General features: G+C 71.1%; 15 protein-coding genes. 4 read left to right on the forward strand and 11 right to left on the reverse strand.

The annotated features are described in order from the left end of the window. A partial coding sequence (locus ACWCSD_RS23400) for a non-ribosomal peptide synthetase (protein WP_449917804.1) occupies nt 1-1964 on the forward strand: 1964 nt, incomplete at its 5' end. Between the two features lie 225 nt (nt 1965-2189). Further along, nucleotides 2190-2429: a hypothetical protein gene (locus ACWCSD_RS23405; RefSeq protein WP_449917806.1), complete on the forward strand. Its 240-nt coding sequence runs from the start codon at nt 2190-2192 to the stop codon at nt 2427-2429. Nucleotides 2430-2453: 24 nt separating this feature from the next. Here the strand turns inward: ACWCSD_RS23405 and ACWCSD_RS23410 are convergent, their stop codons facing one another. Then, nucleotides 2454-3446: an IS3 family transposase gene (locus tag ACWCSD_RS23410; RefSeq protein WP_449917836.1), complete on the reverse strand. Its 993-nt coding sequence runs from the start codon at nt 3444-3446 to the stop codon at nt 2454-2456. Nucleotides 3447-3667: 221 nt separating this feature from the next. Between ACWCSD_RS23410 and ACWCSD_RS23415 the strand changes: the two genes are divergently transcribed. Beyond that, nucleotides 3668-4957, forward strand: a complete 1290-nt coding sequence (locus tag ACWCSD_RS23415) for a tyrosine-type recombinase/integrase (RefSeq protein ID WP_449917809.1) — start codon at nt 3668-3670, stop codon at nt 4955-4957. Nucleotides 4958-6043: 1086 nt separating this feature from the next. On the opposite strand, the gene ACWCSD_RS23420 is transcribed toward ACWCSD_RS23415, so the two are convergent. Genes ACWCSD_RS23420 through ACWCSD_RS23435 form a run of 4 tightly spaced genes read right to left on the reverse strand, consistent with a single transcriptional unit; the run spans nt 6044 to nt 11234 of the window. Beyond that, entirely contained in the window at nt 6044-6742 is a 699-nt protein-coding gene (locus tag ACWCSD_RS23420) for an ABC transporter ATP-binding protein (RefSeq protein ID WP_449917812.1), read from the reverse strand. Between the two features lie 52 nt (nt 6743-6794). Continuing rightward, the gene (locus ACWCSD_RS23425; RefSeq protein ID WP_449917815.1) at nt 6795-8678 is read right to left on the reverse strand and encodes a dipeptide/oligopeptide/nickel ABC transporter permease/ATP-binding protein; all 1884 of its coding nucleotides are present in this window, start codon (nt 8676-8678) and stop codon (nt 6795-6797) included. Between the two features lies 1 nt (nt 8679). Beyond that, nucleotides 8680-9660, reverse strand: a complete 981-nt coding sequence (locus ACWCSD_RS23430) for an ABC transporter permease (protein WP_031169949.1) — start codon at nt 9658-9660, stop codon at nt 8680-8682. A gap of 14 nt (nt 9661-9674) precedes the next feature. Next, nucleotides 9675-11234 carry an ABC transporter substrate-binding protein gene (locus tag ACWCSD_RS23435; protein WP_449917818.1) on the reverse strand — a complete coding sequence of 520 codons (1560 nt, stop codon included), beginning with the start codon at nt 11232-11234 and terminating at the stop codon, nt 9675-9677. A 248-nt stretch (nt 11235-11482) separates the two neighbouring features. Between ACWCSD_RS23435 and ACWCSD_RS23440 the strand changes: the two genes are divergently transcribed. After that, nucleotides 11483-13141 carry a DUF885 domain-containing protein gene (locus ACWCSD_RS23440; RefSeq protein WP_449917838.1) on the forward strand — a complete coding sequence of 553 codons (1659 nt, stop codon included), beginning with the start codon at nt 11483-11485 and terminating at the stop codon, nt 13139-13141. On the opposite strand, the gene ACWCSD_RS23445 is transcribed toward ACWCSD_RS23440, so the two are convergent. The 6 genes from ACWCSD_RS23445 to ACWCSD_RS23470 form a co-directional block, all read right to left on the reverse strand. Beyond that, nucleotides 13121-14377: an amidase gene (locus ACWCSD_RS23445; RefSeq protein WP_449917820.1), complete on the reverse strand. Its 1257-nt coding sequence runs from the start codon at nt 14375-14377 to the stop codon at nt 13121-13123. The genes ACWCSD_RS23440 and ACWCSD_RS23445 overlap by 21 nt on opposite strands. Then, a complete protein-coding gene (locus tag ACWCSD_RS23450; RefSeq protein WP_449917823.1) occupies nt 14374-15576 on the reverse strand; it encodes a CaiB/BaiF CoA transferase family protein in 1203 nt (400 codons plus the stop codon). Before ACWCSD_RS23450 ends, ACWCSD_RS23445 begins: the two co-directional genes overlap by 4 nt. Beyond that, on the reverse strand, nt 15560-16789 hold the full coding sequence (locus ACWCSD_RS23455; protein WP_449917825.1) for a methylaspartate ammonia-lyase: 1230 nt from the start codon (nt 16787-16789) through the stop codon (nt 15560-15562). The genes ACWCSD_RS23450 and ACWCSD_RS23455 overlap by 17 nt, the downstream gene beginning before the upstream one ends. Next, nucleotides 16789-18729 carry an alpha/beta fold hydrolase gene (locus tag ACWCSD_RS23460; RefSeq protein ID WP_449917827.1) on the reverse strand — a complete coding sequence of 647 codons (1941 nt, stop codon included), beginning with the start codon at nt 18727-18729 and terminating at the stop codon, nt 16789-16791. Before ACWCSD_RS23460 ends, ACWCSD_RS23455 begins: the two co-directional genes overlap by 1 nt. 126 nt (nt 18730-18855) lie before the next feature. Then, a complete protein-coding gene (locus ACWCSD_RS23465; protein WP_449917830.1) occupies nt 18856-20502 on the reverse strand; it encodes a PucR family transcriptional regulator in 1647 nt (548 codons plus the stop codon). A 429-nt stretch (nt 20503-20931) separates the two neighbouring features. Beyond that, nucleotides 20932-21375: enolase C-terminal domain-like protein (locus ACWCSD_RS23470; RefSeq protein ID WP_449917833.1), on the reverse strand; the 444-nt coding region annotated here is incomplete at its 5' end.

Consider the following 21375-nt stretch of genomic DNA (forward strand, 5'->3'; position numbering starts at 1 on the left):
CCGCGAGATCTGCGCGTTCCTCGGCCTGGAGTGGGAGCCGCGGCTGGCTCGAGTACAACACCGACCTGTTCGACAGGGACACCGTGGTCAGGCTCACCGAGGGGTATCTCTCGCTGCTCGACGCGGCCACCGCCGATCCCGCGCTACCGCTGTCGCGCCTGCCGCTGATGTCCGGGGCGCGCCGCCAACACGTGCTGGCATCCTGGCACGGCCCGCGCAGATCGTACCCTCAGCAGTCCTTGCACGAGCTGATCGGTGCCCGCGCGTCGGCCGAGCCCGACGCGCCCGCCGTGACCGTCCCGCACGAGAAGAGCACGCTGACCTACGGCGAACTCGACCGGCGATCGTCCGCCCTGGCGTCCGCGCTGATCGAGCGTGGCGTCGGCGCGGAGTCACCGGTGGCCGTATGCCTGCCACCGAGTGGCGAGCTGCTGATCGCACTGCTCGCGGTGCTGAAGTCAGGCGGCTGTTACGTGCCGCTCGATCCGCGTTATCCGGCGGCCCGGCTGCGCTTCATGCTGGAGGACTCCGGGTGCGCTCTGGCGCTGACCACGGCTGAGCTGGCCGAACGGCTGCCCGGGGTGGCGACCTTCGTGGCCGCGGAATTCCCCTCGGTCCCGCCGGGCGATCTCGTACTCCCGCACGTGTCTCCCGACAGCCTCGCCTACGTCATCTACACCTCCGGCTCCACGGGTGTCCCCAAGGGGGTCATGGTGCCGCACCGAGGCGTGGTCAACCTGGTCGAGAGCCTCGCCTTCGACGCCACCGAGCGTATGCTGCTGCTCACCCCTCTCTCCTTCGACATCGCTGCTCTCGAAATCTTCGGGCCGCTGCTGGCCGGGGGCGTGACGGTGGTGGCACCGCCGCCGGAAAGCGGCCCGCTGCGGGCTGAAACGGAGGTGACCACCGTCCAGGCACCGCCGTCGGTTCTGGCAGAGCTGATCGACCGGCTGCCCCCTGGGCTGCCCCGCGTGTTCAGCGGAGGTGAGCCGCTCACGGCCGGGCTGGCGGGCCGGCTGCAGGAGGCGGCCGGACAGGTGCATAACATGTACGGCCCCACCGAGACCACCATCTGGTCCCTCACCCATCGCCTCCAGCCGCAGGACCGGACCATCTCGATCGGCAGTCCGGTGGCCAACACCACCGCATACGTCCTGGATGAGGCCATGGAGCCGGTGCCGATCGGCGTGACGGGCGAGCTCTGCCTGGGCGGCGACGGACTGGCACGCGGCTACTACCGCCGGGCGGCGCTCACCGCGTCGTCTTTCGTCCCCGACCCGTACGGCAAGGGTGGCCGACTCTACCGCACCGGCGATCTGGTGAGGCGCGGCGCGGACGGCCTGCTGGAGTTCGTCGGACGGGTGGACGATCAGGTGAAGGTGCGGGGTGTCCGGATCGAACTCGGCGAGGTGGAGTCGGTACTGACGGCCCATCCCGGTGTCCGGCACGCCGCAGCGGCGGTCCGTGCCGACGCTTCGGGCGGGCCGGCTCTGGTGGCCTATGTGGACGGGCACGTCCCGGTGGCGGAGTTGCGCACCTTCCTGGAGGAGCGGCTGCCGCCCACGATGGTCCCCAGCTTCTACGTCGGCGTCGACTCCTTCCCCCGACTGCCCAACGGCAAGCTCGACCGCGCCGCGCTGCCGGCACCGCCCCGAGCGCAGGCCCCCGCCGCCGGCTCCGCCCCGGTGACCGCCGCGGAGGAACTGGTACACGAGATCTGGGGCGAAGTGCTCGGTCACGACGAGTTCGGTGTGGACGAGGACTTCTTCGACCTGGGCGGACATTCCATGCTCGGCGCCCGCGTGATCGCCCGGATCTGCTCCGAGCTGGACCTCGAGTTGCCGCTCAACACGCTCTTCCAGACCAGGACGGTGCGCCGCCTGGCCGCCGCCGTGGAAGCGCGCCTGATCGCCGAGATCGACCAGTTGTCCGACGAGGAGGCCGCCGCGTTGATGGAGGACTGATCGGAATTGGTGAAGATGGCCGCCCGGCGGAGGGCGGTTCCGCCGGAGGGCGGAGATGAGGGCGCGGACGGCTCCGCGTTCCAGCCGAGGTGGTCATGTTTCCGGGCCAGATAAGATCAAGCCGTACTTGCGAACATGCGGAATGCCTTATGACGATGTTCAGCACCTGTGAGGTGCCAAAGCCTCGCCCGTGGCATCTGATCCGGCCTTCTATCCTCGGCACTCGTGTTTCTACGCCTGCTGTATCTGCTGATGGTCCGGTTGTTCGGCTGGTTGACGCTTCTCACACGGGGCGACACCTCCAAGGACGTAGAGATCTTGGTGCTGCGTCATGAGGTCGCCGTCCTGCGTCGTCAGGTCTCCCGACCACGACCAGACTGGGCCGACCGAGCGCTGCTGGCCGCGCTGGCGCGACTGTTGCCAACGCGGCCTCGCCTCCATCGGATCGTGACGCCGGGCACATGAAGCGCCCCGACTTCGATGGAGACCTTAACGCTTGATTCCGGCGGGTTCGTTGGGCTGGTGTTGAGCGTAGGAGAAAGCTTCGAACTCCTCTGGTGGCAGGTGCCCGATCGCTGAGTGCAGGCGGGTGGCGTTGAACCAGTCGACCCATTCGGCGGTGGCCAGCTCGACGTCGGCCAGGCTGCGCCAGGGTCCTCGGGGCTTGATCAGCTCGGTCTTGTAGAGGCCGATCTGCGATTCCATCAGGGCGTTGTCAAGCGCGTCGCCGACGCTGCCGACGGAGGCGTCGATCCCGGCCGCCAGCAGATGCGTGGTGAACCGGAAAGACGTGTATTGACTACCGGCATCGCTGTGATGGATCAGCCCCGGCTCGACTGGCCGGCCGATACGCTCCCGCCGCCACAGGGCCATGTCCAGGGCGTCGAGTACGAGCGTGGTGTGCTTGGTCAGCGAGGCGGCCCAGCCGACGATCGCCCGGGAATAGACGTCAACCACGAAGGCGTCGTAGACGACGCCGCACCAGGCGGTCACGTGGGTGAAGTCGGCCACCCAGGCGGCGTTCGGCCGGCTTGCGGTGAAGTCCCGGCGCAGTCGATCAGTCGCCCGCTCATGGCCGGGATCGGCCACGGTGGTACGCACCTTCTTACCGCGACGCGCGCCCTGCAGGCCGAGGGCGCGCATGCGGCGTTCGACCGTGCAGCGGGCCACCCGGTGCCCTTCGCGCTGCAGCTGATGCCAGATCTTGCGGGCGCCGTAGACGCCGTAGTTGTCAGCGTGGATGCGGGTGATGTGCTCGTCCAGTTCGGCGTCGCGCACGGCCCGGGCCGAGGGCGGGCGGTTCTTGGCGGCGTAGTAGGTGCTGGTGGAGATGGGGCAGCCGTGCTGGGTCAGGACACGGCAGATCGGCTCGACACCTAACACGTCGGCGTGCTGGTCGATGAAGGTCACGAGTGAACCGTCCCGACTTTGATGGAGACCTTGGTGTGCCCTGGGTTCGATGGAGTCGCGTTTCTGCTCCAAGATCGGAATGGGACGTTCCCTCCGCTCATGGACAAGACTCTCTCCGAGGCCGGGATCAAGGCGAACCTGTATCCGGATGCCGTGAATGAACTCGATCACGGAGCGGTGAGTTCGGTCGTGCCATCATGAGCTTCGCGGCCGCTGCCTCGCATGGAAACCCTGATCGGATGCGAGCGGTAGCCGGCGGGTCTGTCGTCCCGCACCTTGGGGAGGTGTGACGGATGGCAAAGACACGTGTGCAGGTCAGCAGGCGATGCGGCTGTGTGGATGCGGAAACGGGACGTCAGCGAGGCGTGACATGTCCGCGTCTGCCAGCGGATGACGATCACGGCAGCTGGTACTTCGCGGTACAGATACGCGGCCTGGACGGGCAACGGCAGCGCATCCGCCAAGGCGGTTACACCGACCCCGAGGAAGCGCAAGCGGCAGGCCGGGCCCTGGCCGCTGCCGACCACGACGGCGCAGGGGCCGGATGCACGCTCGGGCAGTGGCTGGCACGCTGGCTAGCCACCAAGAACGCCCTCCGTCCATCGACCCGGCAGGGCTACGCGACACACATCCGCCTCTACCTCGATCCTCGACTGGGAAAGATCAGGCTGCACAAACTGACTTCCCGCGACGTCAACGGACTACTCACGACGCTCGCGTCCCGTCCCTCGCCGACCGGCCGTCGACTGTCACCAGCCACCGCGGTGCGGATCCACGCCACTTTGCGGACCGCGCTGAACGCGGCGGTCCGTGCCCGGCTGATCCCGGTCAACCCGGCCAACGGCGCCGAACTCCCCCGTCCGCGGCGACCGCATCCAGTCTTCTGGACCGCCGGGCGGACGGCCCGCTGGCATCAAGCGGGAGAGCGTCCGGCGGTGGCGGTCTGGACCGAACAACAGCTCGCAGCATTCCTGACCAGCGTCGCACAGGACCGCCTGTACGCCGCCTGGTGGCTGGCCGCGCTGCGCGGCCTGCGCCGCGGTGAGCTGGCCGGTCTACGCTGGACGGACGTCGACCTGCAAGGTGCGGAGCTGACGGTGGCGCAACAACGAGTACACGCCGACGGCCAGGTCATGGTCGGCCCGCCGAAGAGCGCCGCCAGCTGCCGGGTAGTGGCCCTGGACGCGGAAACCATACAGGTGCTGGCCCGGCACCGCGAGCGCCAAGAGGAACTGCGCGCGACAGCGGATGCAGGCTGGCAGGACTCTGGGTACGTGTTCACCACCGCTACAGGTACGCCACTGCGGCCGGACTATCTCACCGGCCGGTTCCGCCGGCTGGTGGCCGCCTCCGGGCTGCCACCGATCCGGCTGCACGATCTGCGCCATGGCGCCGCCACGCTGGCGCTGGCCGCGCATACCGACCTGAAGGTGGTACAGGCCATGCTGGGGCACGCCAGCATCGTGCTGACCGCCGACACCTACGTCTCGGTGCTCCCGGACGTGGCCCACGAAGCAGCCCGCGAGACAGCCCAGCTGGTGCTGAACGCGGCGTCCGCACTGGGGCGACAGCTCGGGAGCTGACTCAGGATTGCCCCACATTTGCCTCATGCCGCCAACAGACGCGACAGCGTCTGGAGTTTCCGCAGGTGAAGAAGCGCGCCCTGCAGGATTCGAACCTGCGACCGTCGGATTAGAAGTGCGTGTCAAGCGGTGCCGGGCCCTGACGGCGAGGGACGGGGCGTACGAGCACGCACCGAGCACGGTGGACACCCGATTTGATCACCGCGGGTCGCCCACATCATCGATCTTGCACCCAAAGCCCGCCGTCACGCCACATGGATCCCGGTCCCTGTGCTCGGCACGTGCTCCCGCGAAGGCGGCCACGCCGCCTCGCCGCCTTCGAGATGGCGTCGGCAAGCTGACGGCCGGCGAACGGTACGCCGCTCCTACCCTGGCCATCACCAAGACCCCTCGGAAACTTGACAGAGACCCTGAGATGAGGCGAACCGTTCCTCATCGAGGAAGCGCCCCAGTGATCCGGTTGACAACGCAGCCAGCCCGTGGCCGTTCGAATGACCACCTGCGCTCCATCCACCTCCCCCACCGTCAGCGGCGCGATCAACGAATAACACCACGATGGGTAACCACAGCTCAGACCACGTAACTCGATATTCGAGCGGCACACCATCTACGCCATGCCCTGCGCGAGCACCGTCGACCTGAACGTACGCCGACGCGACCGGCTCAGAGGCATCCTCCACAAGTACTCAAATGCCACTTGAGATGCACGGACGTACTTTTCGGCAGGCGCAGGGCTGCGGTGTGGGCCACCGCCGTGACCTGGCGGACCAAGGCGGGCCGGCCGAAGGTCTCCGCCGGCCGGGGGGATCGAGCGGAGCGCGCTGTCCGGCATCGGTCCGCCGGCTGCGGATTTCGTCCGGCGGGACCATCCGCCGCACCTCACCGAGGCCATGCGGATGCGCAAGCTCGGTGTCGCGGTGGGGGCGGCTACGCCGGCGAGCTGCTTACCGACGGCCCCTCCGAGGATGACCCGGGTGGTACGACGCCCGGCGGCGCAGGATCAGCGCCCACCGCCACCAGGTCGAGCGTCGAGCAGGTGTCGATGAGGAACGGCTTGGACACCTCGAGTCCGGCATCGACTCTCGGCTATGAGCGGCCATTGCCCATCGTCATGGTCGGGACGGCTTCGAGGAGCTGCTTCGTGTACGGGTGCGCGGAACGCTCGATGACGTCCTCCGTCGTACCGTGCTCGACGAGCCGGCCGGACTTCATGACCGCGATCGAGTCGGCCACGTAGCGGACCACGGCAAGGTTGTGCGAGATGAACAGGATTCCGACACCGGTCCGGGTCTGGATCTCCTTGAGCAGGTTGAGCACGGCACCCTGGACCGAGACGTCGAGCGCCGACGTGATCTCGTCGGCGATCAGGACCTCGGGCTCGGCGGCGAGGGCGCGGGCGATGGCGACGCGCTGCCGCTGTCCGCCGGAGAGCTGCCGGGGGCGCTTGTGGACGTCGCCAGGATCGAGCCGGACCATCTCGAGCAGCTCGGTGACCCGGGCCGACCGCTCCCGCCGCCCGCTCCCCCGGGGCAGGCCCTCGGCGATCGACGCGCCGACGCTCATCCGCGGGTTGAGGGACGCGTACGGGTCCTGGAACACATACTGCAACGGCGGGCGGTCGCGCGGGTCGAGCACCGCCCCCTTCCAGAGGATCGCGCCCGAGGTGAGCGGGGCGAGGCTGACCACCGCCCGGGCGAGGGTCGACTTGCCGGACCCCGACTCGCCGACGAGCCCTACGACCGAGCCGGCCGCCACGGTCAAGCTGACCTCGTCGACGGCCGTCACGGCTCCCTGATGATGGCCGTACCGGACAACTATGTCGCGGAGCTCGAGCACGTCACGCCTCGCTTTCTAGGACTGGCAGCAGCGGATGCCAGCAGGCGACGGCGCCGCCACCGCCCGAGTCGGCCAGTTCGGGACGCGCCTGCCGGCATCGGTCGTCCGCCCGGCCGCACCGGGGCGCGAACGCGCAGCCCGGCGGCAGGTCAGAGGCGTGCGGCGGGCGGCCGGGAATGTTCGCGAGCGGCCGCGACCGGTCCGTCGACATGTCCGGGATGCTCGCGATCAACGCGCGGGTGTACGGATGCGCGGCCTCGGCGAGCCCGCTGACCGGCAGTTCCTCGACCACCCGGCCGGCGTACATGACCAGGACCCGGGAGGCGTTCTCAGCCACCACCGCGATGTCGTGGCTGATCAGCAGGACGGCGGCGTCGCTCTCCCGGGAGATGCGCCGCAGTAGGCTGAGCACCTCCTTCTGGACGGTCACGTCGAGGGCGGTGGTCGGCTCGTCGGCGACGATCAGCGCCGGCTGGGCCATGAGACCCATCGCGATCGACGCGCGCTGGCGCATGCCGCCGGAGAACGCCATCGGGTACTGCTTCGCCCGCGCCTGCGGGTCGGTGATCAGCACTGCGCTGAGGCGGTCGACGGCTCGTCGCCACGCGTCCCGGCGGCTGAGGCGTTCGTGGGTCTCCGCGACCTCGGCGAGCTGGCGTCCGACCTTGAGCGTCGGGTTCAGCGACGACATCGGGTCCTGGAACACCATCGCGAGCGAGGTGCCGAGCAGCCGCTCGCGGTCGCGGGGGCGCATCCGCCGCAGCTCGTTGCCCTTGATCTGGTGCACGTCGGCCTCAGCGACGTTCGGGTACGAGGTGAGCTGTGCGGCCGCCATGGCGGTGAGGCTCTTGCCTGATCCCGACTCGCCGACCAGCCCGACGATCTCGCCACGGCGAAGGCGCATGCTGACGTCGACGACCGGGGAGAAGGGCGCGGTCTCGCCGGGTACGGTGACGGTCAGGCGCTCGATCCGGAGCACCTCGTCGCCCGGTGGCGGCGTCTCGGCCGGGGCCGTGTCCCGGCGCTGGGACCTGAGGGACGGGAGCCGGAGGTGACCGTGCTGGCTGCCGCCGAGGACCTGGGTCAGCAGCTCGCCGGCGAGGACGAATGCGAGACCCGCGACGACGATCATGATGGACGGCGCGAGCGCGGCCGCCGGGTTGGTGTAGATGGCCGGCAGCCCGTCGGCGAGCATGCGTCCCCAGTCGTATTGCGGCGGTTGCACGCCGAAGCCGATGTAGGACAGTGCCGATATGCTGAGCAGCGCCGCCCCGACCTGGCTGGTCGCGTTGATGACGAGGGGTTCGGAGATGTTCGGGATGACGTGGCGAATCAGGATCCGCCACCGCGGGACCCGGAGCAGTCGCGCGGCGGAGACATAGTCGGCGTTCGCGACGCCGCTGGCGGTGGTGTGGGTCAGCCGCGCGAACGAGGGCGCGAAGGCGATCGCCATCGACAGCACGGCGCCGCGCGCCCCCACTCCGAAGATCATGGCGAGGAACAGGGCGAGCAGCAGCCCGGGAAAGGCGACCATCAGGTTCAGGACGGCGACCACCGCTCGGCCGGCGCGCCGGCCGAGCACGACGGGGACGGTGCCGATGATCAGCCCGCAGGCCACGCCGATGCCGACGACCAGCAGAGCGAGGACGAGGGACAGCCGGGTGGCCACCAGCGTCCGCGTGAGGACGTCGCGTCCAAGGGCGTCCGTGCCGAACGGGTGCGCTGCCGACGGTCCCGCCTGGAGCGCGCCGCCCGCGATCTCCGTGGCCCGGTCGCCGAGCAGCAGCGGCGCCACGACGGCGGTCGCGACCAGGAGCAGCAGCAGGGCGACCGTGACCACACCGAGTGGCGACAACAGGTGATGGCGGGTACGTGACCAGGACACGTCAGCTCTCCTTGATCGTCGAGCGCGGGTCGATGACGGCGATCGCGATGTCGACCGCGAGGTTGATCAGCAGGATGCCGGCGCCGAAGAAGAGCGCGACCGCCTGGACGACCGGGTAGTCCTTGGCGAGCACCGAATGCACGAGCTCGGCGCCGACGCCGGGCCAGGCGAACACGTTCTCCACAAGCACGGTGCCGGCCACCATCGACGCGAGGATCATGCCGGAGACGGTCAGCGTCGGGGTCAGCGTGTTCGGCAGCGCGTGCCGCAGGTAGATCAGCCGCGCCGGGAGGCGCTTCGCGCGCGCCGCCCGGATGTAGTCCTCGCCGAGCACCCGCTGGGTCTCGGCCCGGACGATCCGCGCCAGGTAGGCGGCCGGCCCCACGACGAGGGCGGTCACCGGCAGCACGAACGACGCGGGACCGGACAAGCCCGCGACCGGCAGCGCATTGAGGGAGACGGCGAAGACGAACACGAGTCCGACCGACACCAGGTAGTCCGGCACGGAGAGCGCGAGCCCGGTCACGCCGCCGAAGCCGAAGTGCAGGCCGCGGCCCCGGCCGTCCCGGGTGGCGATACCGAGGAGCAGGCCCACCGGTATCGCCACCGCGAGGCAGACCACGAACGCGGTCAGGCCGAGCTGGAGGGTCGCGGGCACCAGCTGTGCCATCTTCTCCCGCACCGGCGTCTGGGTGTCCAGGGACGTACCGAGGTCGAGGTGGAGCAGGTTCCAGAGATAGTCCAGGTACTGTCGCCACAGCGGGTCGTTGAGCCCGAGACGCTCCCGGGTGGCCGCGATGGTCTCCGGCGGCGCCATCAGGCCCAGGGCTCCGCGTACCGGGTCGCCCGGCAGCGCGTGGACCATGGCGAACGATGCGGTGACGACGACCGCCAGCGAGACGACGAACCTCCCCAGCCGCCGGATCAGGAAGACCGGCCACGGGTGCCTGGCGCGCAGCGACGACTTCACAGAACCTCCCATCCTCCCCGCCGTACCTAGCGCAGAACCCGGAGCGAGGTGGGCTCCAGCACGCGGGCGACGACGTCGAACTTGGCCCCGTTGCCCCAGTAGAGGTAGGGCGAGACGGCGATCGGGGTGATGTCCGCGTCCTTGATCAGGGCGCCCTCGCCCGCGTTCCAGTCGGCGCAGCCGCCGGTGCCGGACTTCGCCTGCGCCGCCTTGATCGAGCTGTCGAAGACGTCGTTGTGCATCGAGCCGTAGTTGATGCCGCCATTCGACGGGGTGGCACCGGAGAAGAACGGCACGAGCGTGGCCGGGTTGGACACGCCGAGGCCGATGAGGGTCGCGGTCCACGGGCCCTTGCCGCCGAAGACGACATCGGACCGCGCGGCGAACGACTGCCCCTTGAGGTCCACCTTGACGCCGAGCGCCGTCCACTTCTGGCCGATGTACTCGGCCGCCGCCGCGGTCGTGGTGTCCTCGTTGTCGTAGACGAACGCGACCTCGAGCGGCTTGCCGTCCTTGGCCCGGGCTCCGCCGCCGGCGGCCGTCCAGCCGGCCCGGTCGAGCAGCGCCGCCGCGGCGGCCGCGTCGTACGCCGGCTTGTTCGGGGTGACGGTGTCACCGCTGCAGATCTTCGGGTCGGTCAGCAGCCCGTTGGCCTCCTGTCCGAGGCCGCTGGTGGCGACCTGGGCCAGTTCCTTCATGTTGAGAGCGCCGACGAGCGCGCGCCGGACGTTGACGTCGGCGGTCGGCAGACCGGCGGCCTGGTTGAAGGTGAGCTCGTCGTCGATGATGCTGCCGCCGTCCGAGAACACCTTGGCGGCCTTGAGCCGCTGGGTGTCGGCACCGGAGAGGTGCGAGATGTTGACGCCCTTGCTCAGCAGGAGGTTGGCCGTCGTGGTCACGCTCGTCACGAGCTTGAAGGTCACCTTCGCCGGCATGCCCTTCTCGGCGGTCGAGGCGCCGTTCGGCCCCCAGGCGTACCCGTCGCGGCGGGTGTACGTGTACTGGTTGCCGGCCTGCACGCTGGAGAGGACGAACGGACCGGAGCCGGCGGAGGCGGCCTTAAGGGAGTCGCGGCTCTTGATGGCGCTCGAGCAGACCAGCGGCAGCTCGGCCAGGTTCTGCAAGAAGAAGGGCGCGCCCTCCTTGAGCTTGACCGCGACGGTGCCGGCGGCCTTGTCGGCCGTTGCCGTGGCGCCGGCAGGAACGGCGGCGCCGCGCATGGGTGAGCCGTTGCCCTCGGCGGCCACGTAGTTGATGTTGTCGGCCACCGTCTGCGCGTCCATCGGCGAGCCGTCCGAGCAGGTGACGCCCTCGCGGACGGTCAGCGTGTAGGAGGTTCCCTCGCCGGTCCACGACTTGACGACGCTGGGCGCCACCTCGCCGGAGTCCAGCAGCTTGACGGGCGTGTCGTAGGCGAAGACGGCCATCATCTTGTTGACGCCGTTGACCGAGCGCTGCGGGTCGAGCGCACCGGGGTCGCTGTCGATCGCGATGGTGAGCGAGCCGCCGTCGGCATAGTCGTCGCCGGACGAGCTACCGGTGCTCCCACCGTTGGAGCAGGCAGCCAGCGCGACCGTCGAGCACAATACGGAAATCGAGACACGAAAAGGGCGATTTCGGACCATTGGCGCGTGACTTCCTCTGCGGCCGGCGGGACGAGCCAGCTCGGCGCTGGGTGATGTAACCCACGATTGAAGCCACAGCGCGGCAGCGATTCTTGTACAAGCCCACAAAGGTGCCCGTGCTCGATCGTGGCCAGACCCAAGCCCCACGGTCGCCCCTCACTTTAACGTCGTCCGTCAGACCGTACCCGACTAGGTGAAACGTGGATCAAATGACGGAGGGGTTCGGGTTGGTGGACGTCGAAAGCCTCGGCAAGCGGTACCAGGAGCTCCGGTACCGCACGGCGCCCACCTGGGCGCACCTGATCGGTGAGTACTCGGTGGCAGGGCACTTCGAGGACGTCAGCGCGACGGCCGAGGCGGCCGAGCTCGGCGAGCTGCGCGAGGTGGCACATGCCGCCGCCGCGCTCGTCCGTACGCCGGACGGCACACCCGTCTCGCTCGACGGCGCGGTCCTCGCCTGGCAGGCCGCGACCAGAGCCGACGTGCTCGAACACCGGTTCGCCGAGCTCGACGTCGACCCGCTCTTCGGGCCGGTGACCCAGTTCCCGGGCCGGGTCGCCAAGCTGGCGCTCCCGTCCGCCAAGGTGGCCGGCGCCCTGCCGATGAAGTACCGCGGCTTCGCGCGCAATCTGCGCGACAGGCTGGAGCGTCTCGCTGCGGGCCGCGCGGCCGGCCGTACCCCGGTCGCCTTCGCCGTGGCGGACACCGTGGACAGGGTGCGGAAGTGGCTGGACATCCCGCTCGAGGACGACCCGCTGCTGGCCGTCGACCGCGCCGCGCGCACGGATCACCTGCGCGCGGTGGTCGGCGAGGTGGTGCGCCCCGCGCTGGCCGACTATGCCAACGCGTTGACATGGGAGGTCGCGCCGTCAGCGCGGCCCGACGAGCGGTGCGGGCTGTGCTGGCTCGACGACGGCGATCGCGTCTACGCCACCCTGGTCCGCTCGCACACCACCACCGACCTCCACCCTGACCGCATCCACGAGATCGGGCTCGCCCAGGTCGCGGCCCTGGACGAGGAGTACGCCGCCCTCGGCCGGGAGGTCTTCGGCACCTCGGACGTGCCCGCCGTCATGGCCAGGATGCGCGACGACCCGGCCCTGCACTTCGACGACGCCGCCGGCCTCGTACGCGCCGCGGAGGTCGCCCTGGCCCGGGCGACCGACCGCGCCCCGGACTGGTTCGGGCGGCTGCCGCGCGCCGCGTGCGCGGTCGAGGCGGCGACGAGCGGATCGCTCGGCCAGTACATGCTTGCGCCGAAGGACGGCTCGCGGGGCGGGACGTTCGTCATCAACGTCTCCGATCCGCGCGCCTGGGCCCGGTACGAGGTTGAGGCCCTCGCCTTCCACGAGGGCGTTCCCGGGCACCATCTGCAGATGGGCCTCGCCGCCGAGCTCACCGAGCTGTCGGAGTTCCGCCGCACCACCACGGTCACCGGCTTCCTCGAAGGCTGGGGGCTATACGCCGAACGGCTCGCCGACGAGATGGGCCTCTACAGCAGCCCGCTGGACCGGCTGGGCATGCTGTCGTTCGACTCGCTGCGGGCCTGCCGCCTGGTCATCGACACCGGCCTGCACGCCAAGGGCTGGAGCCGGCAGCGGGCCAAGCGCTACCTGGCCGAGCACTCCCCGCTGAGCCCGGGGCACATCGACGCGGAGGTCGACCGGTACATCGTGACGCCGGGCCAGGCCCTGGCCTACTTGGTCGGCCGGCTCGAGATCGTGCGGATCCGGCGGGAGGCGGAGCGCCGGCAGGGTGCCGGCTTCGACCTGGCCCGGTTCCACGACGTGGTGCTCGGCGCGGGGCAGCTGCCTCTGCCCTTGCTGGAGGCGCACGTCGCCGCGGCCCTACCAGGCGTCGTCGGGTAGTGCGCCGGGCGGGCGGCGGCGATGCCAGTCGCTGACCGCCTGCACGGCTTCGCCCACCATGAGCAGGGCCCGGTCGGCGCCGCGCCGGCCGACCAGCTGTGCGCCGACCGGCAGCCCGGCCGGCGAGGGCGACACCGGCAGGCCGAGGACGGGCAGGCCGGTGATCGACCAGCAGCCGGTGAGCTGGTTGATCCGCCGGCTGACGAGGGTGAGATCGCCGTCCCCGGCAACGGGCGCGACGAAGGGCGTGGCCGGCACGGCGATGACGTCGGCCTCGGCGAGCACCTCGTCGACCCGGGCCCGCCAGACGAAGGCCACCTCGAGCGCGCTCTCGATCTCCTCAGTGGTGACCCGGCGGCCCGCCTCGATCCGCCCCTTGATCCCGGCGCAGACGCGGGCGTCGTGCCAGTACGGCCGGAGGTGGCGGATCGCCTCGGAGTTCTGCAGCGCGGCCATCGCCTGGTGCACCCGATCGACGTCGCGCAGGGCCACCCGCCGGATCTTCGTGCCGTGCGCGCCCAGCAGGTCGAGCAGGTCGCGGAAGCCGGCGGCGACCGCGGGCTCCAGGTCGTCGAGGAAGTACTGCTCGGGTACGGCCACGGTCAAGCTGGACAGGTCCCGCGGCGGAAGGGGCCGCGAGCCCGTACCGGCCATGACCTCCAGGGCGATGCGGGCCTCGGCCGCACTACGCGCGAGCGGCCCGACGACGTCCATGCTGGGGCTCAGCGGCGTCACTCCCAGCGTCGGCACCAGCCCGTGGCTCGGGCGCAGCGTGGTCACCCCGCAGAACGCGGCCGGGTTGCGCAGCGAGCCGCCGGTGTCCGTGCCGATCGCGAGCCGGACCAGGCCCGCGGCGACCGCGACGGCCGACCCGCCGCTCGAGCCGCCGGGGATCCGGTCCTGGTCCCACGGGTTGCGGCAGGCACCCCACGTGTCGTTCTGCGTGGTCGCCCCGAAGCTGATCTCCTCGAGGTTCGCCTTGGCGACGATCCGCGCGCCGGCGGCCCGCAGCCGGCGCACCACCTCCGCGTCGATCGCCGCCGCGGGCGGATGCGGGGCGCGGAGCCCGTCGGTGCGCACCGTCCCGGCGACGTCGATGTTGTCCTTGACCGCGATGGTCCAGTCCGCCATCGGGCCGTTCTTCTCGGCCGCGATGCCGTTGCCGTCCTCGATCAGCTGGGTGAACGCGTTCAGCCGGGCGGCGAGCGCCACCACGGCGGCGGGAGCGCCGCTCACCGTTCACCGCCGAAAGCGCCGCCCCGTGCAAGATCGGCCAGTTCCGCGGCGCTCATGCCGAGTTCCTCCCGCAGGATCTGCTCGCGGTGCTCGCCGAGGCCCGGCGCGCGGTCCGGCGCCGGGTTCTCCCACCAGGCGCGTCCCGCCGTGCGCACGTGCCGTACCGTACCGAAGCTGGGGTGGTCGGTGTCGACGACCAGGCCGCGCTGCGCGGCCTGCGGCTCCTCGAAGGCCTCGCGCAGCCCGTTGACCGGGCCGCACGGCACGCCCGCCGCCGACAGCAGGCCGACCCAGTGGTCGGTGCCGTGCCGGGACAGGGCGGAGTCCAGCACCGCGTCCAACTCGGCCTGGTGCGCCTGGCGGCCGGCGAGCGTCGCGAACCGGGGATCGGCGGCGACCTCGGCGACGTCCAGCACCTTGGTCAGGCGCTCGAAGAACACCGGCTTGACGCAGGCGAGCATCAACCAGCCGTCCGCGGTGGGGTAGGCGCCGAACGGCACTACCGAGGGGTGCGCCGACCGGGTCTTGCGGCGAGTCTCGTGCCCCCGGGTGAGGAACCAGGTCGCCGGGTAGGAGAGCATCGCCATCGCCGTGTCGAAGAGGCTGACGTCGCACTCGCCGCCGACGCCGTCGCGCCGGGCGACGTGGACCCCAGCCAGCAACGACATCGCCGCGACGACTCCGCCGCAGTAGTCGACCAGCGAAAGGCCGCTCTTGGTCGGCGGTCCGGCCGGGTCGCCGGTCAGGTCCATCCACGCGGCGAGACCCTGGACGACGTAGTCGTACGCCGGCTCCGCCCGCCGCGGCCCGGTCATCCCGTAACCGGACAGCGAGCAGACCACCAGCCGCGGATTGAGGTGGCTCAGGTCGGCGTACCGGAGGCCGAGCTTGTCCGGCACGTCCCCGCGCAGGTTGTACATGAGCGCGTCGGCGCCCTCGACGAGGCGGTGCAGCACCGCCACACCGGCCGGAACCGAGAGGTCGAGGCAGATGCTGCGCTTGTTCCGGTTGAAGCTCTGGAAGAAGAGGCTGTCGTCGTCCTCGGCGAACGGCGGGACATGCCGCCCGATGTCGCCGCCCGTACGCGCGTCCTCGATCTTGATCACGTCGGCGCCGAGCTCGGCGAGGTGCAACGATCCGAATGGGCCGGCGCCGTACTGCTCGACGGCGATGATCCTGATGTCACTGAGTCCCGTCACGTCTGCTCCTGTGCTCGATGACCGCGTGGGTGCGTGCCATCTCGTTCCTGGTCACCATCACTGCCTCGTCGACGCCCATGCCGGGCCGGGCCAGCAGCACGTCCGCGCCCGCGCCCATCGCGACGTGGGTGGCGATGCGGGCCGACAGGTCGGTCTCGGTGCACGACCCTCCGAGGTACGCCGCGACGCCCGCGGCCCGGCAGGCGAGAACGGACCGCACGGCGTCGTCGAGGCTGCCGACGTCGGGCATCTTGATCTGGATCATGTCGGCCGCCCTCGCGTCGAGGAAGGCCAGCACGTCCTCGTGGGTGTTGCACCACTCGTCGGCGACGATCTGGACGCCGGTTTCGTGTTCGCGCAGGCGCAGGAGGACGTCGATCTGGGCCTCCCGCGACGCCGCGCGCATCGGCTGCTCGACGCGCAGCGGGAACGGCGCGCACTTCTCGGCCAGCCGGGCGAGGAAGCCGGCCACCTCGGCCGTGGAGGGGAAGACATCGCCGAGGGTGCCGTAGCAGTCGATGTGGATCACCGGCTGGTAGTCGTCGTCCGGGCGCCGCGCCAGCACCCGGTCGCGTACCCAGCCGACATAGTCCAGCAGCAGGTGGCCGCCGGGCCCGACGAGCAGATCGGCGTTGTTGATCAGCCCGTGCGGCAGGCTCTCGACCCGGCGCAGCACCATCCGGTCGACCGCGCCCCGCCGGTCCTCGCCGGACTGGGCGAGCAGCGGGACTGGACCGATCGGATCGGCGCCGCCGTACTCGGCGGCGACCACCTCGGCCATCGTGCGCCGGGTGGCGTTCGCGGCCGCATCGAGCAGGGCCTGGCTGACCCCGTACGCGACCGCTCGTGGCAGCCCGAGCGGCGCGATCAGGGCGGAGGTCTCCCGGAACGAGTCCACGGCCGCGTCCAGCAGGACGTCGCGCAGCACCGGCAGCCAGCGGTCGCGGGCCGCCTCCGCCAGCAGGACGGGCTCGCGTCCGGAGCCGCCGGCGTACTGCACCGACACCCCGGCCCCGGTGGCCACGCGGTCGTCGTCGAGGACGAGCAGAATCTGCAGCGACTCGCTGGGCTGGCGGATCGCGCGGTAGCCCGGGGTGAGCGCGGGGCCGTCGTAGAAGTAGCCGTCGCGTACCGCCCCGGCCTTGATCGCCGCCTGGTCGTCGTTGCTGTAGGTGCCGATGCCGGGCACCGCCAGAATCTCCGAGACGCGCATCAGCCGGCGTACCTTGTCACCCAGTCCACGACCCGGGCGTTGTAGTCGCGCCGGAACCGGGGCGGGCTGTTGAACAGCATGTTGTGCGACGCCTCCGGGTAGATCACGATCTCGGTCTGCACGCCGAGCTCGCGCAGCGCCGTGTGCCACTGCCTGGCCTGGTCGAGCGGGCAGCGGACGTCCGCACCGCCGTGCAGGAGCAGCGTGGGAGTGCGTACGTCGGCCACGTGGGTAATGGGCGACATCGCCGCGTAGTTCTCGGCGTCCGCCCAGAACGCGCCGCCCCACTCGCTGGTCGACAGGGCGCGCCGGTTGTCGGTCGTGCCGGCGGCGCTGCGCAGATCGCTGATGACGCCCCCGCCGACGGCCGCGGCGAACCGGTCGCTGCGGCTGGTGAGGTAGCAGGTCATGTAGCCGCCATAGCTGTAACCGGTCACCGCGATGCGGTCGTTGTCGACGAGCCCCTCGGCGACGAGCTCTTCGAGGGGCTCGAGGAAGTCCGCGGTGTCCGAGGTTCCCCACCGGCCACTCACGGCGCGGGCGAACTCCTCGCCGTAGCCGTCGCTTCCCCGCGGGTTGAGCAGCAGTACGGTCCAGCCTCGCGCGACGAGCTCGTGGTGGTAGAGGTGCACGGCCTCCGCGGCGCCGTTCCAGGCGTTGTGCGGGCCGCCGTGGATGTCCAGCAGCAGCGGCTGCGGGCCGGTGGCGTCGGGGTCGCGCATGACCCATCCGGTGACGGCCGTCCCGTCGGAGATGGTGAACGTACGCTCGGCGCGCGGGGCCGGACGCCGGTCGCCGAGCCGCTCGCGATGGTTGGTCAGCTGGGTCGACGTGCCGGTCGTGAGGTCCAGGACGTAGATCTCGCCGAACGTGTCCGGCCCGTTGCCGAGGAACGCGACCAGTGTGCCGGCCACGCTCAGGCTCGAGACGTTCTGGTCGGGCGCCGCGAGCAGCGCGGTGGGGGTGCCGCCGGTCTCGGGCATGGTGTACGGCACGACGTAGCCGCCCTCGCGCACGCAGAACAGGACCGTCCCGAGCTGCGGCACCACGCGCGGCGTCGAGCCGGGATAACCGGGCGCGCCGTACATGACCTGCCGGTCCATCTGCTCGGTGAGGTGCCGGACCGTGCCGTCCGCCGGATCGACGAGGAGCAGGCCGGTAAAGCGCGCGGGCCCCTCCGGGTGGCCGCAGACCAGCAGCCGGGTGCCGTCGCCCGTCCAGGCGAGCGGCCCGGCGCTGCCGGATTCCGGGCCCGCCGGCCGCGGGACCCGTCCGGGGTCGCCTAAGTCGATGGTGTACGCGGCGGATTGCCGGGTGAGGTCGGCGTCCGCGGACAGGGCGGCGGAGAAGGCGATCCGGGTGCCGTCCGCCGACCAGGCCGCCCCGGATGCGCTCCACTCGCCGGCGGTGATCTGCTCGCATCCGCCCGTGCCGACGTCGGCGACGTGGATGTGCTGCCGCGGGGCGCTCAGCACGCCGGCGCCGTCGGCGTAGTAGTCGAGGCGACGGCTCACGACCGGCGCGCCCCACGCCCACGTGCCCTCGGACTCCGGGGGATCGGCCGGCGCGGTGAACAGCAGCCGCGAGCCGTCCGGGCTGAACGCCGGGGCGCCCGCTCCGCCGGGCCGGCGGGTGAGCTGCCGCGCCTCGGACGTCCCGACGTCGAGCAGCCAGATCTGGGGCCGGCCGTCGGTGGTGCGCAGGAAGGCGAGCAGCCGGCCGTCCGGCGACCAGGCCGGGGCGCAGTCGCCGACGCCGTCGGTCAGGCGGCGCGGGTTCCCGCCACCGGTGGGCACCAGCCACAGGGTCTGCTCGACGCGGTCCGCGTCGAGGTCGTCGGTCTGGACGACGTAGGCGACCGCGCTGCCGTCCGGGCTGATCGCCGGTTGCTTGGGTACGTCGATCCGCCGGATGTCGTCGACAGTCAGATAGCGGTTCACACCGGTCCTCTCGTCGGTTGCCTGGATGCCGGACACCGCTGATCGTCACAAGTCCGGGGGCGGCGGCGCTGGTGTCGCGGCACGAAATTGCGGGCGCCGGGTAGCGCCGCGCGACGAGGCTGCCGGTCAGGAGCGCATGAAGAGCCGGAACTGGAGCATCAGCGACAGCCGCTCGTCGTGGTTGTCCAGGCTTATCCCGGAGACCTCCGCGACCCGCTTCAGGCGGTAGCGGAACGTGTTGGGGTGGACGTGCAGCGACGCCGACGCGGCGATGTTGTCGCCGAAGTGGTCCAGCCACGCGCGCAGTGTCGGCACCAGGTACCCGTGGCGCTCGTCCTGCTCGACGAGGCGGGCGAGCGGCCCGCTGAGGCCCATCCCCCGCGCCGACACCAGGTCGGCCATCTCCATCATGAGCAGCTCGTACGCGTGCTCGACCGTCGAGCAGACGCGGTCGCCCAGCTGCGCGCTGCGGGCCAGCCGCAGCGCGCGGTCGGCCTCCTCCCGGGCCCGCGGGAGGGCGTAGGCGTCGGGCGCGACGGCGCTGACCCCGATCACCGCGGCGGACCGCCGCCCTACCCGGGCGAGGAAGTCCTTCGCCATCCGCTGACCGCGGTCCGAGTGCGGGTCGGCGGCCGGGGGCAGCGGAACGATCCCGTACACGATGTCGCCGACCAGCGCCGCGGAGGCGCCCGGCTGGACGGTGCCGAGGTGCATGTCGAACGCGTCACCGATGCGCAGCAGCTCGGCCGCGCGGTCGCCACGCAGGCGTGCGGGCTCCTCCTCGCCGTCCGGGAGCGCGACCGCGAGCACCAGCATCGGGCGGTGGGGCAGGCCCAGCCGGGCCGCGACCTCCTCCGCCTCCGGGCCGCCGGCCAGGACCTGGGCGGTGAGGTCCGAACGCATTCGGCGCTCCACGTTGGCGTTCGCGCGGTGGCTCAGCAGGTGCACGGCGACCGTGCCCTGCAGCTCGCGGAAAGCCTGCATCCGCTCGTCCGAGAGCGGACCGGGGACCGCGGCCCACACTGAGCCCAGGATCTCGTCGTCGGCCCGGATGCCCAGCACGACGCGGGGCATCGTGAAACCGCCGTACCCGCTCTCGGGCGGATCGACGAAGAGCGGCTCCTGGGTGCGGTACAACTGGCGGAAGATGCCGCGCTCGGTGAGATCCTGCGTGGCCCAGGGCGTGACCTGGCGGTTGAGGATCGCGCCGATGCGCGACGGGTCCGCCTCCTCCTGCCGGATCGAGAAGGCGAGCACCCGGGAGTCCCGGTCCTCGACCGTGACCGGCGCGTCGAGGATCTCGGCGATGGCGTTCGCCAGGGCGAACAGGTCGCCGGTCGGGACGCCACTGAGCGGCGCCGCGACCGCGGGGCCGGACGAGCCGTTCACCAGCGGCGCGAGGGTCGCGGCGAGCTGGATCCAGGAGTTCTCGTTGCCAAGCGCGAGCACCGGCACGACGGTCCGCGGGCCGGTCAGCGAGGCGACGACGCTCTCGTGGACGATGAGCGCGCCGCCCTGGCGTGCCACCCGCTCGCTGAGGGCGGTGAGCTGCGCACCAGCCTGGACCCCGACGGCAAGAACCAGGGGGCGCCGCGACCAGGCGACCTGGTCGGCCGGGTCGAAGATCACCAAGCCGTCGACGATCCGGTCGAGGTCCTGGCCGTCGAACGCCGGGCGGAGCAGGGTGTGGCCGGCGTCCTCCAGGATCCGGGCCAGCGTGATCGACGGTCCGTCCACCACGACGGATGCTTCCGGCTGCTCCGGGTGCCCCACAGCCGTGACTCTAGCCACGGCCGGTTGGCCCGATCTTGTTCCACAGCACTATCGGCCTGCTCGATCTGGTGCGGCAGCACCATTTATACGGGGCTTCGGGGTCACTGCGGGATGGGCGGAAGCGGTCGCCGCTGTCTATGAGGACGCTGAACATCAGCGTTTCATCGGTCTGCTCAGCCCGAGGTTGGCGGGTGGTCCGGGTGCTCGGTGGTCGATGGAATGCGCGGGTAGGCCGGTGGGGTGTGTCCGGGCCGGCCGGGACCCGGGGGCGGCCAGAAACGCGAACATGCTGCCCTGGGGCACCAGACGACCCACCAGCGCGGCGGCGTCGAGAAGCTCCCGGTCTGCACGCTCCACACCCCGCACCCAGAAATCATCGCATATCGGCATAAATCATGACAGACGATACGCCGATTCTTCAGCGGCCTCCTACAGAGGTAGCCACTCGGTGTGAACTGTTGCTGCGGCGAGGGCTTCGGGGTCGGGGGAGACACCCAGGCCCGGGCCTTCTGGGACTGACATGTAGCCGTCGCTGAGTTCGAGGGGTGGGGTGATGTCCTGGTGGTAGAAGCGCGACGAGGCGGAGATGTCGCCTGGTAGCCGCATGCCGGGCAGGGCGGCCAGGGCGGCGTTCGCCGCGCGGCCCAGGCCGGTCTCGACCATGCCGCCGCACCAGACCGGGACGTCGTGGGCTTGGCAGAGGTCGTGCACGCGCCGGGCCTCGAGGTAGCCGCCCACCCGGCCGGCCTTGATGTTGACGACACGGCACGCGCCCAGTCTGATCGCGTCGGCCGCGGCCCGGGCGGAGGTGATCGACTCGTCCAGGCAGATGGGGGTTCGCAGGTGGCGGGCCAGCTCGGCATGGCCCAGCAC

This window comes from Nonomuraea sp. NPDC001684, assembly GCF_053596515.1.